This is a genomic window from Bacillus cereus group sp. BfR-BA-01524 (genome assembly GCF_022662595.1).
Classification (GTDB): Bacteria; Bacillota; Bacilli; order Bacillales; family Bacillaceae_G; genus Bacillus_A; species Bacillus_A thuringiensis_S.
Map to the genome: position 1 here is coordinate 1 of NZ_JAKUDW010000129.1, position 13,374 is coordinate 13,374.

Below are 13,374 nucleotides of genomic sequence, written 5' to 3' on the forward strand. Positions count from 1 at the left end.
AAAATCGCCGATATAAATTTCATTTACTAACTACCCTCCCCCAAAACAAAAAAGGTACCACCACAAGGTGATACCTTTCCTTCTATTACATCGCTTCCGAATCCCACTCATGCTCCTGCTCAACGAATACAATACCTAATTCGTGATGTCCACCAGCATATAATGCAGTTTGTGCAAGACGAAGCTCACCATTTGTATCTAATACTTCTAATTTACAAAATGCTCCTGTCGTCTTCGTTTGAAGCGCATCATAAAATTCCTCGGCGCTTTTTGGAATGACTCCATTTACTTTCGTAATAATTTCTCCAGGCAGTAATTTTAGCTCTGCTCCAATTGTATTTGGAATTGTATCTAGTACAACGAGCCCATCATTGCGTGCAGCAAAATACGCTGGTCTTGTTTCATCGGCAATTTTCTCTTGCATCGAAATTGTGAAACGCCCAAGCATCGCGACTCCCATCGCGATAATTGCAAGTACGTGCCACCAGTAACTTGCGATTCCTAAAACGAGCACAAGTCCTGCTAATCCATAAACACGTCTTCCTGTAAATAATAAAGCTTCCGTCGGCTCATAACTTTTAATCTTTCTCATAAATCCAATTAAAAATGGAACGAGAAATAGAGAATATGTATTTGAACCTATTGAAACGACAGGCCACCATGAAATAAACTGTGTTACCGCATCACCCGGTACAAGAATAAAAATAGGAACGATCCATAAACGCTTTGATTCGTGTAAACCAATCTTTAGCCCACGCTTGCCCTTCCTAATCTTCGGTGTAGAGTATCCTACTGCATTTTTAGAAATCAATAAGCCTTCTACAATAAGCATAACGCCTAGCAAAATAGCAAGGGATACGATGGTATTCTCTTCACCTTCTCGAAGCTGTAAGAAGGAAACTGGTAGCTTAGAAGATAATAGAACACATACAATCGCAATGCTAAATGTATAAGCTGCCGATAAATATCGATACATAGCCGTTAATCCAAATAGTAATGTCCAAATTAAAATGGCCCATAAGCTTGCTTTAGAAACAACAAGTCCAAGCCCAATCGTAATAATAGATACTACTAATCCGTATCCAATCCCTGCAAATAGAGAGGTTCGCAGTTCAAACCAAATATCATAAACTTTAAAAGAAAAATCTTTTCGTTCTCTTAACATACGTAAGTATCCAACGAAGATACTACTTATTACAAATATATAGACAGCAGGGTGTAAGAAAAAACGTCCAACTGCCCGCATTATTTCAAAAATCCACGCCTCCACGAACTCATTCACCACCATTTATATCATTCTTTCTTTTTATATTATCATAACTAAACAAACGTTTGTTTAACACAAAAAAATACAGGCAGCAAACTGCCTGTATTTTTTCTTATTTTGCCATTAATTTTAATGCTGACTGTAATTGTAGATCATTTTCTCCAGAACGGATTTTTTCGATAATTTTAGTTTGAATCGCTTCAGCTGTCTTTTTATCAAGCTGTCCTGTCGCTTCCATCTCATTCGCATTTTGGAATGCTTTCAGCGCCGATTCTGTCTCTTTACTAAAGTATCCATCTTCACGACCTGGTACATACCCTAAGCTCTTAAGCATTTCTTGAGCATGTTTTACTTGTACATCATTTGAATTGTATGAAAGTGTTTTTTCAATTTGAATTGGTGTCGCATGATAATAATTTGGTTGCTTCACTTCTACTGTTGGCGCGATTCCTTTTTTATGAATCCAGTTCCCATCCGGCGTTAACCATTTAAACATCGTTAATTTAATGTTGCTGCCGTCTTTAAATGGAACAGCTTGCTGGACAGTACCTTTACCAAATGTTTTTTCACCAATTAAATCGTATCCTTCTCCTTCTTTCAGCGCACCCGCTAAAATCTCTGAAGCAGAAGCACTTCCATTATCAATTAATACTGAAATTGGATATGGTTTTCTCTCTTTCAGTTCCGTAGAGAATTTCTTCTTCTCACCATTTCGCTGCTCTACTTGTAGCATTGGCTTTTTATTCGTCATAATTTCCCCTAGTATATCTTCTACACTATTTAAATAGCCACCAGGATTACCACGCACGTCAATAACTAAGCCTTTTATATTTTTCTTTTCCAACTCTTTTAACTGATCCTTAAATTCTTTCGCTGTATTCTCAGCAAAAGAAGTGATTTGCATATAACCGATATCTTTTCCGCTCTCTTGCTTCACAGAACTAAACACTGTAAAGATTGGAATCTTTTCACGCTTAATTTTAAATACAATCGGATCAGTTACTCCCGCACGTTTAATTTCAATTGCGACAGTCGTTCCCTTTTTACCACGAATTTTTAATACTGCTTCTTCACGTGATAAGTCTTTCACACTGTTTCCATCTACAGATAAAATTTGGTCATTCGGTTTAATTCCTATCTTTTCTGCTGGTGAACCTTTAATTGGCGATACGATAATAAGCTTATCGTCCGTCTTGTTCACCTCAGCCCCAATCCCCTCTAATTCAGGATCAAGCGATTCACTAAACTGTTTGGCTGTTTCTTTATCCATATACGTGGAATAAGGGTCCTTCAGCGTAGACAACATACCTTGTATTGCACCTTCAACTAACTTTTCATCTTTCACGTCTTCCACATAACGTGAATCAATTAGTGCATACGCCTCATTAATTTTTGCCAAATTCCCTTGCGCAGTGCTAGCATTCCCACTCGAAATTGTTTGCGTTACTTCTGCTGGGTTAACCCCAAATACAGACATGCCTGCAAACATTCCGCCAGCACCAATTAAAAATGCAACAACCATTCCAATAATTGCAACTCTACGTTTCAATGCGGAATTCCCCTTTCCAAAACACACAGGTGGTGTAGCAAAAGGCATCACACAGTGTGTGATGCCTTTACCTATTTCTACTATATGATAAGCTTGTACGAATTATGTTTGCAACTTTTTATACTTTTAAGAAGCGACGAATTGACATTACACTTCCCCACATACCGATTAAAGCACCGATTAACACTAGTAAACCAGCTAATTGGAATACGAAAGGACTGTATGGTAGAAGCTCGAAAATTGTTCCGCCAAGTTTTTCGTTAAACACACCTTGCAACGAATTATACGTAACTAGAATTAGGCCAATTGGAATAATTGATCCTAATACTCCTAAGAATAATCCCTCTAGCAAGAATGGCCAACGAATAAACCAGTTTGTTGCACCAACAAGTTTCATAATTTCAATTTCTGTACTACGAGCATAAATTGTAATTTTAATTGTATTAGAGATTAAGAACATCGCTGTGAATAAAAGACCAGCAATTAACGCAATCCCAATGTTACGACCAGTTTTCACAGTATCAAATAATCGTTCAACTTGCCCTTTTCCGTACTGAACATTACTGACAAACTGCATTTTTTCAACTTTCTTCGCGATTGTCGCTGTATCTGTTGGTTCTTTTGCTTTTACAACGAATACGTTTTTAAGTGGGTTATCTTGTTCAAATAACTCAAACGTTTTTCCGCTATCACCTAAGCTTTTAATTAAACGTTTTAACTCTTCTTCTTTAGAAGAATATTTAATAGAATCTACTTTTGCAATTTTACTCATATCTTCTTCTAATTTCTTTTGATCAGCTTCTTTCGCAGCTGGATCAATGTGTACACGAATCTCTACATCTTGCTCTACTTTTGTCGCAAAATGGTTCATATTCATAATCGCTGTTAAAAAGACACCTACAAGTAATAATGTAACTGTTACTGCACTAACAGAAGCAAACGTCATCCATCCGTTACGTGATAGATTCTTTACACCTTCTCGCAAATGTCGACTAAGGGTCTTAGCCTTCATATCCGTATCCTCCCTCAATCTCGTCTCGAACAATTTTTCCGCCTTCAATCGCGATTACACGATGACGGATTGTATTTACGATATCTGCATTATGCGTCGCCATAACAATTGTTGTACCACGCTCATTAATGCGAGTAAAAATCTTCATAATATCAAGAGCTGTTTCAATATCTAAGTTACCTGTTGGCTCATCGGCGATTACAACCTTTGGTCGATTTACAATCGCTCTCGCAATCGCAACACGTTGTTGCTCCCCGCCCGAAAGTTCACTTGGAAGTGCGTCTGCACGATCTTCAAGGCCTACAAGACCTAGAACTTCTGTTACACGCTCACGAATTGCATCCGGTTCTTCTTCAATTACTTCTAAAGCAAACGCAACATTCTCATATACCGTTAATTTAGGTAGCAATTTGAAATCTTGGAAAATTACGCCTAATTGACGACGAAAATACGGAACGTCTCTTTCTGCCAATGTTTCGATAGTAAGTCCATTTACATTAATAGATCCTGTAGATGGTTTCTCTTCACGATACATCATTTTAATAAATGTAGATTTTCCGGCTCCACTCGGTCCAACTACGTATACGAATTCACCTTGTTTAATGTTAACTGTAAGACCAGCAATGGCTTTCATACCATTCGGGTACTCCTTATAAACATTCGTCATTTTTATCATTATTTATCACCCAATACTTAATGATTTTTTTCGAAATACTTTTCTGTACATCTGAAAATAAAAGACATCCTTCATTTTCACTTATTCATCCTTGTTGAAGGTAGTTTACTTATGCTTTCTTATAAGCAATACCACTCTATGTAATATATTTCAGCAAAATTCTACAAACCCCATTGTAACATCAAACGGTTTCCAATTTGGATACATTTTTGTTACAGTTATGTTACATCCCAGAAAACGGAAAACGAGTTGACTATATTATCAACTCGTCCATTTCACCTTTTTTATTTATGTTCTGCTAACCATTCAGATACTTTTTTCGCATCTTCACCTTGAATAAGTCCTGGTGACATTGAACCGCGGCCTTTTTTAATAATCTCTTCGATATCTGCGGCGTCGTACTTACCGCCTACTTTTCTTAAATCAGGTCCAGTTGCCCCTGATAAATCTGTTGCGTGACATCCAGCACAACTTCTTTGGAAAATTTGTTCTGCGCTGTCTGTGCTTGCAGACTGTTTCGAAGACTTACTCTCTTCTTTATTTCCACATGCTCCTAAAGCAAAAACAACCGATGTCCCTAGCGCAATAGCCAACAATTTCTTTTTCACTTCTATCGCTCCCCATTGTTGATATTCTTTTTATTCCTAACACACTCATTTTCATTATAAGCATTATCTTTATATAGAAAAACTAAGGTTTATTTCATATTCCTCAAAAACACAGTGAGAACCTTGATAAAATAAAGCTTTCATAAGTTGTTTCAATTCTGTGAACAACTTAAAAAACTTCTATAAAGAATCCTTTTTAAAAGGAAAATTAGAAAAGTTCTATATAAATCTTCACCCTATTACCGCTCTATTTTACTATTCTCTACTTTTTACAAAACAATATACAGCATTGTAATCTACATATAATCCCATCAAAAAGAGAAGTTGTCGTTTCCAACTTCTCTTCCTCTTTACTTCATCTATAAAAATAAAATCAAATGCCTTATATCCTCAGCATGCGCCAACAATTTTGTTGGCTTTTTTTCGCTTATTAGATGCGAGAACGTAAGTAAGCATCAATAAACGGATCAATCTCTCCATCCATAACTGCTTGTACGTTACCAACCTCCGTATTTGTACGGTGGTCTTTTACAAGAGAATACGGGTGGAATACGTAAGAACGGATTTGGCTACCCCATCCGATTTCTTTTTGTTCCCCACGAATTTCATCTAATTGTGCCTGTTGCTCTTCTAGTTTCTTTTGATATAATTTCGCTTTTAACATCTTCATCGCATGCTCACGGTTTTTAATTTGTGAACGCTCTGACTGACACGTTACAACTGTATTTGTCGGTGTATGTGTAATACGAACTGCTGAATCTGTCGTATTTACGTGCTGCCCACCCGCTCCACTTGCGCGGTACGTATCAATTTTTAAATCTTCTGTACGTACTTCGATTTCAACTTCATCATTGAACTCTGGTACAACTTCACAAGATACAAACGATGTATGACGACGACCTGAAGAATCGAATGGTGAAATACGTACAAGACGATGTACACCTTTCTCTGCTTTTAAGTAACCGTAAGCGTTATGACCTTTAATTAATAAAGTTACACTCTTAATACCAGCTTCATCACCTGGTAAATAGTCAACCGTTTCTACTTTAAATCCACGTTTTTCAGCCCAACGTGTATACATACGTAATAACATAGAACCCCAGTCTTGTGACTCAGTTCCACCTGCACCTGGATGTAATTCTAAAATCGCATTATTTTTATCATAAGGATCACTTAATAGTAACTGAAGCTCATACTCATTCATTTCTTGAATTAAGCCTTTTACTTCTGATTCTAATTCCTCATGTAAATCTTCATCATATTCTTCTTTTAAAAGCTCATGCGTTACTTCTAAATTTTCGAACGTCTCATCTAACTGACGGAAACTTCCAACCATATCTTTTAACGCATTCGCTTCATTAATTACAACTTGTGCGCCTTGTTGGTCATCCCAAAATCCTGCGCCCATCATTTTTTCTTCTAATTCTGCAATTTGGTTCTCCTTAGTAGGGAGGTCAAAGAGACCCCCTAAAAGCCGCTAATCGCTTAGCCATTTTCTCTAATTCCTGTCTAATTTCTACTAATTCCATTTCCTTCACCTCTATGTAATTGCTGTTACTTTCGTATGAAAACAAGGGAAACTCTCTCCAGTTATTACGGAGAGAGTTTAATTCTTCTTAATTATACATTTTTGATATAAAAGTTTGCAAAGCAGCCAAGCTACCGCCCTATATTACTGAACAATACCACAGCAGTTTTTATATTTTTTACCGCTACCACATTTACATAAATCGTTGCGGCCCACTTGGTCACCTTTTACAACTGGCTTTTTCTTCGCTTCTTCGCCATCGCTAGATGGATGAACAGCTTCACCTTGAACAACTTCTTGACGTTCTAAGTTTTGTTCAATTTCAGCTTTCATAATGTAACGAGAAATTTCCTCTTCAATAGAAGCAACCATTGACTCGAACATCGCGAATCCTTCCATTTGGTATTCACGAAGTGGATCAATTTGACCGTAAGCACGTAAATGAATACCTTCACGAAGGTGATCCATCGCATCAATATGCTCTGTCCATTTCGTATCTACAACGCGGAATACAACAACTTTCTCAAACTCACGCATTTGCTCTTCTGGCATAAGCTTTTCTTTGTCGTTGTAACGCTCTATTAATTTCGCGATAATCGGTTCGCTCATTTCCTCAGGAGCAAGGCGACGTAATTCTTCTTCTTTTATGTCTCCTTCTTGAAGAAGGTTTGTATTTAAGTAGTCAACAAGACCTTTAATGTTCCAATCCTCTTCAATTTCCTCTTGTGTATGAAGCGCAACAGCACGTTCTACTGTAGATTTCATCATACCTTCAATAATGCCACGTAAGTTTTCCGATTCCATTACTTCTTGACGTTGCTTATAAATAACTTCACGTTGCTGACGAAGTACATCATCGTATTGTAATAATTGCTTACGTGCATCATAGTTATTTCCTTCAACACGTTTTTGTGCAGACTCTACCGCACGAGAAACCATTTTACTTTCAATTGGCTGAGAATCATCCATACCAAGACGATCCATCATTGCTTTCATATTATCTGAACCAAATCGGCGCATTAATTCATCTTCCATTGATAAGTAGAACTGCGTCACACCAGGGTCCCCTTGACGACCAGCACGACCACGTAACTGATTATCAATACGACGGCTTTCATGACGTTCTGTACCGATAACTGCTAGACCGAAGATTTTTACATCGTCTCCAAGCTTAATATCTGTACCACGACCAGCCATATTCGTTGCAATCGTTACAGCACCTTTCATACCAGCTTCTGCAATGATATCTGCTTCACGCGCATGGTTTTTCGCATTTAAGATGTTATGACGTACACCTTTACGCGTTAACATTTTTGAAATAAGCTCTGAAGTTTCAATTGCAACTGTACCTACAAGAATAGGTTGCCCTTGTTTATGACGATTTACAATATCCTCAACAACTGCATTGAACTTACCTTCCATTGATTTAAAGATTAAATCGGCACGATCATCACGAATAATCGGTTTGTTTGTTGGAATTACGATAACATTCATATTGTAAATACTACGGAATTCTTCTTCTTCCGTTTTCGCTGTACCAGTCATACCAGATAATTTTTCATACATACGGAAGTAGTTCTGGAATGTAATTGTCGCAAGCGTCATACTTTCATTTTGAATTTCTACACCTTCTTTTGCTTCAATCGCTTGGTGCAAACCTTCGCTATAGCGACGACCTTTCATAAGACGACCAGTGAATTGGTCTACAATTACGATTTCGCCCTCTTGTACAACATAATCTGTATCACGATGCATAACAACGTGTGCACGAAGCGCCTGATTAATATGGTGAAGAAGTGCTACATGTTTTAAATCGAATAAGTTTTCAATATGGAAAGCTTTCTCTGCTTTCGTAATACCATCTTCTGTTAACATTACATTTTTCGTTTTCACATCAAATGAATACTCTTTTTCATTTTCTAACGTACGAACGAATGCATTTGCAAACATGTATAGCTCTGTTGATTTTTGAGCTTGTCCCGAAATAATAAGCGGCGTACGTGCTTCATCGACTAAAATAGAATCGACTTCATCGATAATAGCAAAATGAAGTGGACGTTGAACGCACTGCTCTTTATATAAAACCATGTTGTCACGTAAGTAATCGAATCCAAGCTCATTATTTGTGCTATACGTAATATCAGCAGCATAAGCCTCTTGTTTCTCTTCGCGTGACATACTATTTAAGTTAATTCCTACCGTTAAGCCAAGGAACTCATGAAGTTGTCCCATTTCGTTCGCATCACGTTGTGCTAAGTATTCATTGACTGTAACAACGTGAACACCTTTTCCTGTTAAAGCATTTAAATATACAGGTAATGTAGATGTTAACGTTTTACCTTCACCCGTTTTCATCTCAGAAATATTTCCTTCATGTAAGGCAATACCACCCATTAACTGTACGCCATATGGACGCATTCCAAGAACACGAGTTGCCGCTTCGCGAACAACTGCAAAAGCTTCAGGTAGTAGATCATCTACTGTTTCACCTTTTGTTAGACGTTCTTTAAATTCAAGCGTCTTTCCTTTTAATTGTTCATCAGTTAGTGGCTTAATAGATGACTCTAATGCATCAATTTGCTCAACTGTCTTTTGCATACGTTTAATTTGGCGTTGGTTTACATCAAACACCTTTTTTAAAATACCGATCATAGGAAATACGCTCCTCTTTTATTAAAATAAAACTTCCGATTGTTTTTCTTTTTCTCTATTACAATCAGTCGTTATAAAAATCAAATGTATGTTATGCCAATTTTTCTCCTAATTAAAAAAACTAAAATGTATATACCTAATGATAATTGTAACACTTGTCTTATAACTATGACAACAATCGACCGAATGTCTCGTTCTAAATTAAGAAAAGTTTTTTAAAAATCTATTTTCAGCAAAAAAAGCGCAGCCTCATTCGGCTGCGCTTTCGAATTATTATTTAGTTTCGATTAAACCGTATTTCCCATCTTTACGGCCATATACAACATTAGTTTCATTTGTATCAGCATTTGTGAAGACGAAGAAATTATGTCCTAGCATATCCATTTGTAGGATCGCTTCTTCAACGTCCATCGGTTTTAAATCGAATCGTTTTGTACGTACAAGTTCTAATTCATCCTCTTCTACCGCATCCAGAACAGCTACTGCTTCTGGAAGGATAAAGTTCGTTTTCACAGAACCTTTCTCACGTAACTTACGATTTACCTTTGTTTTATGTTTACGAATTTGTCGCTCAAGTTTATCAACTACTAAATCGATAGCAGCGTACATATCGCTATTAGTTTCTTCTGCACGAAGTAATAAATCAGTAAATGGAATTGTTACCTCGACACGTTGCTTGTCAGAGTATACTTTTAAATTAACTTTAATCTCTGGGAATGTATCAAAATAACGCTCTAACTTACTTAGTTTTTTCTCTACATATTCCTTTAATGCTGGAGTTACTTCAATATTTTCACCACGAATGTTGAATTTCATAGATGAATTCCTCCTTTCAAGCCTATGTCCTATAATTTCGACACTGGCTTAAAAACTCCTTCTAACTTTTTTTAAAAAATTAGTGGAATTGCGATTTTTTTATCGTTTTTTGTTGAAATGAAAAGATGCATCGTTTCTATCTTTATTTTATCCTATTAACATCGTGGATAACGAATATAACTGTGGACAATTCGTTACAGAAAAGAAACAACTTTTTGACAACTTACCCTATAACAAAAAACCCCTTGCGAAAAACAAGGGGTTCTACTACATATATATAACGTTGCCACAAACGCAGCTTTCTCTTCCCAAAACAATATCCCCTACAGTTTCACAACATTAGCTGCTTGTGGTCCACGTGCTCCATCTACAATGTCAAACTCTACTTGTTGCCCTTCTTCTAACGACTTATACCCATCTTGTTGAATAGCAGAAAAATGGACAAATACATCGTCACCATCTTCGCGCTCAATAAATCCAAATCCCTTTTCTGCATTGAACCATTTCACTCGTCCTTGCATGTTCATTCCATTCCCTTCACTCTAAAAATCAGGGCATTCGCCCCATATTTTGACTATAACGAATGACAACATATGAAGTCAAAGAAGACTTATCGCCTTTTTATTCTCCCTTTCGACACTGCCATATTAACTTCTACAAAGTGTCAAACTAGATACTTCCCTTGCCCCTCTTTCATATAACAAACTTCCGATTTGCCTAACTGTAATTCCAGTCGTATACACATCATCAACGAGTAAAATATGTTGCTCAGAAAACATCTCTTCTCCCTGAAAATAAAAAGGATTGCTTCCTGACATCCTTTCTTTACGTGTCTTCTTACTTTGCTTTTCTGTTTCCCTTCTTCTTAATGATGGATAAGAAATTTTGACAGGTAAACAAGTTGCTAATAACTCAGCTTGATTAAAACCACGTTCAACTTCCCTTTCCTTACTAAGCGGAACAGCGATAACGGTTGAAACATTAGCAAAATACTTTTGAAATAAACTTCGAAAAGGACGATAAAAAATGCGCACTAACTCTGCATCCCCCCGAAACTTAAACTGCGCTACTATTTCTTTCATCTCATCATCATACATATATAACGAACGGTTTTTAAAAGAACGATACTTCGCCTCTTTCATCCACCTTAGACAATCTATACAAATACCGTCTTCTTGAAATGAGGCAGGAACATATTCTAAAGGCCGCCCACACTCCATGCAAATTTCTCCTATAATATAGGAAAGTTTCTGCTCGCATCTATCACATATATATTTTCTATGACACTTTACCAAAAAATTGTACCAACTAACCTTTTCTACAAAACACTCATCACAAAGTAAACAATGCATTAATCGATCAATCCTTGTTCTTTGGCATTTTTATTCATACCTTGAATATGTTTTTTCGCGCGCACCATCGCCTCTGTCTTACCATAGTGAAAATAAATGACCTCTCCATACGGTGCTTCAAAGCTCCGCCCTGCTCGGCCCGCAATTTGTACGAGTGCACTTTCTGAGAATATTTCTTCTTCCGCCCCTAAAACCGCTACTTGCAAATTTTTCACCGTTACGCCTCGCTCTAAAATTGTCGTTGTAACTAATAATGGGATTTCTCCTTTTCTGAAAGCCGCTACTTTTTCTCTTCTCCCCGGATCTTCTGCATGTACACCTTCAATTCGCTTGTTTAATGATTTTAACAACAGGCTTATCTCTTCTATATATCGCACATGAGGGACAAATAAAAAAATAGAATGTTTTTTATTTAAGTATGTTTGTAACCACTGTAGTAAAACTCGAGGAATTCTTTTATGAATGAGGCTTTTTTTCCAATTCCCGCACCAACAAAATAAAGGAACTGGTAAAGGATGACGGTGATATCGTCCAGAAACAATAACACCTTTTTGTTCACCTTTTTTAAATTTTCGCTTCCACGATTCATCTGGAGTCGCAGTTAAATAAATACGCGCCGCCCTTTCTTTCATCGCTTGTTTTACCGCGTACTGTAACATTTGATCTGCACAATATGGAAAAGCATCTATCTCATCTACAACCATGACATGAAACGCCCTATAATAACGCAATAATTGATGCGTGGTCGCAACGACTAGTACTGCATCTTTTTCTTTATCCACACTCCCTCCATATAAAGCCGCTACCTTTATATATGGAAATACTTCTTGTAATCTCGGTGCTAATTCCAGAACAACATCCGTTCTCGGCGTTGCGATACAAACTCTTTCTCCTTTTTGAAGCGCTTCGTTAATACCGTAAAACAACATCTCTGTTTTTCCAGCCCCGCATACAGCCCAAATAAAAAATAATTCTTTTCGCTTAATAGCCTCTACAACACCTTGTGCCGCCAAATTCTGGCCAGTAGACAACTTCCCGTTCCACTGTAACAAATTTAAATTCTTTTCTCTCTTTCTTTCAGCAATCCCGCGAACAAGTACAGCACATTCACTTACCCTCCCCATCGTTATACACTTCCGGCAATATGTGCACACTTTACTGCACCTTTTACATAAAAACGACGCAAATAGCCGCTGTTCTATATTTCCACAACGCTGACATACATATTTAGAAGCCTTCTTTTTTACACCTTGTACACACACGACCTCTCCCTTCTTTTTCAAATCATTTAATTCCCCCTCTGTAAATCTGAAGAAAGTTCGTCTAATAGCAACTGTTTCCCCGCTAGCATCGACAATCACCTCCATCACTACTATAAACCCTTCTTCAAATCCCGTAAAAACTCAAAAAAGCCGATAACCTACTTATAAAATAGTAAGCTATCGACTTTATACACGTTTTTTATTGAATTATAATTCTATAATCTTCCGTAACCTAAGAAATGTTTTTGGTTGTAAGAGCTATTTACACTACCGTAAGTAACACCTGTTGACTCATCAGCAGCATGAATTATTTGACCGCCACCGATATAAATACCAACGTGAGATACACCTTCTCTATATGTACCTTGTAAGAAGATAAGATCTCCTGGTTTCGCTTCAGATGCGCTAATCTTTTGTACAGAACTCCACAGGCTTCTAGTATCTTGACGACCTAAACCGTAAACGTAAGAGATTAAACCACTGCAGTCAAAACCACCGTTTGAAATTGATGCACTACCCCATACGTATTTTAGTCCTACTAAACCTTTAGCTTTTTCGACAACATCTTGTCTGCCACCTTTATTATCAGCTGGTACTTCTGGAGTTGGAGCTGGTTTTTTCGCTTCTTCTTTTTTAGGCTCTTCTTTTTTAG

Annotated in this window: 11 protein-coding genes and 1 pseudogene; all 12 read right to left on the reverse strand. The window is 37.2% G+C overall.

Translation table 11 applies throughout. From position 1 onward, the window contains the following. Positions 1–85 precede the first annotated feature (85 nt). On the reverse strand, positions 86–1,288 hold the full coding sequence (locus MR170_RS27465; RefSeq protein ID WP_016085217.1) for a PDZ domain-containing protein: 1,203 nt from the start codon (positions 1,286–1,288) through the stop codon (positions 86–88). A gap of 91 nt (positions 1,289–1,379) precedes the next feature. Next, the gene (locus MR170_RS27470; protein WP_080681878.1) at positions 1,380–2,816 is read right to left on the reverse strand and encodes a S41 family peptidase; all 1,437 of its coding nucleotides are present in this window, start codon (positions 2,814–2,816) and stop codon (positions 1,380–1,382) included. Positions 2,817–2,934: 118 nt separating this feature from the next. Further along, a complete protein-coding gene (ftsX, locus tag MR170_RS27475; protein WP_000645028.1) occupies positions 2,935–3,828 on the reverse strand; it encodes a permease-like cell division protein FtsX in 894 nt (297 codons plus the stop codon). Then, entirely contained in the window at positions 3,818–4,504 is a 687-nt protein-coding gene (gene ftsE, locus MR170_RS27480) for a cell division ATP-binding protein FtsE (protein WP_080117069.1), read from the reverse strand. The genes ftsX and ftsE overlap by 11 nt, the downstream gene beginning before the upstream one ends. A 284-nt stretch (positions 4,505–4,788) precedes the next feature. Further along, complete coding sequence (cccB, locus tag MR170_RS27485; protein ID WP_000727971.1) at positions 4,789–5,112, reverse strand: cytochrome c551; 324 nt, start codon at positions 5,110–5,112, stop codon at positions 4,789–4,791. A gap of 430 nt (positions 5,113–5,542) precedes the next feature. Further along, positions 5,543–6,641, reverse strand: a protein-coding gene (prfB, locus tag MR170_RS27490; RefSeq protein ID WP_096001455.1) for a peptide chain release factor 2 whose coding sequence is annotated in 2 segments (ribosomal slippage) — positions 5,543–6,568 and positions 6,570–6,641 — 1,098 coding nt in all. Because the reading frame shifts where the segments join, the coding sequence is not laid out codon by codon here. A gap of 143 nt (positions 6,642–6,784) precedes the next feature. After that, entirely contained in the window at positions 6,785–9,292 is a 2,508-nt protein-coding gene (secA, locus tag MR170_RS27495) for a preprotein translocase subunit SecA (protein ID WP_000579372.1), read from the reverse strand. A gap of 273 nt (positions 9,293–9,565) precedes the next feature. Next, on the reverse strand, positions 9,566–10,108 hold the full coding sequence (gene hpf / locus MR170_RS27500; protein WP_000671193.1) for a ribosome hibernation-promoting factor, HPF/YfiA family: 543 nt from the start codon (positions 10,106–10,108) through the stop codon (positions 9,566–9,568). Positions 10,109–10,431: 323 nt separating this feature from the next. Next, the gene (gene cspC / locus MR170_RS27505) at positions 10,432–10,629 is read right to left on the reverse strand and encodes a cold shock protein CspC (RefSeq protein ID WP_001990088.1); all 198 of its coding nucleotides are present in this window, start codon (positions 10,627–10,629) and stop codon (positions 10,432–10,434) included. 126 nt (positions 10,630–10,755) lie between these two features. After that, the gene (locus MR170_RS27510; protein ID WP_242310153.1) at positions 10,756–11,460 is read right to left on the reverse strand and encodes a ComF family protein; all 705 of its coding nucleotides are present in this window, start codon (positions 11,458–11,460) and stop codon (positions 10,756–10,758) included. Continuing rightward, positions 11,460–12,811, reverse strand: a pseudogene (gene comFA / locus MR170_RS27515) (ATP-dependent helicase ComFA). The gene MR170_RS27510 and the pseudogene comFA overlap by 1 nt, the downstream one beginning before the upstream one ends. Before the next feature lie 126 nt (positions 12,812–12,937). Further along, on the reverse strand, positions 12,938–13,374 hold a 437-nt coding region (locus MR170_RS27520), incomplete at its 5' end, for a C40 family peptidase (protein WP_242310156.1).

Coding starts and splice junctions, on each gene's coding strand:
- MR170_RS27465 (WP_016085217.1), bottom strand. CDS start 1,288: ATGGTGGTGAATGAGTTCGTGGAGGCGTGGATTTTTGAAATAATGCGG.
- ftsX (WP_000645028.1), bottom strand. CDS start 3,828: ATGAAGGCTAAGACCCTTAGTCGACATTTGCGAGAAGGTGTAAAGAAT.
- ftsE (WP_080117069.1), bottom strand. CDS start 4,504: ATGATAAAAATGACGAATGTTTATAAGGAGTACCCGAATGGTATGAAA.
- secA (WP_000579372.1), bottom strand. CDS start 9,292: ATGATCGGTATTTTAAAAAAGGTGTTTGATGTAAACCAACGCCAAATT.
- hpf (WP_000671193.1), bottom strand. CDS start 10,108: ATGAAATTCAACATTCGTGGTGAAAATATTGAAGTAACTCCAGCATTA.
- cspC (WP_001990088.1), bottom strand. CDS start 10,629: ATGCAAGGACGAGTGAAATGGTTCAATGCAGAAAAGGGATTTGGATTT.
- MR170_RS27510 (WP_242310153.1), bottom strand. CDS start 11,460: ATGCATTGTTTACTTTGTGATGAGTGTTTTGTAGAAAAGGTTAGTTGG.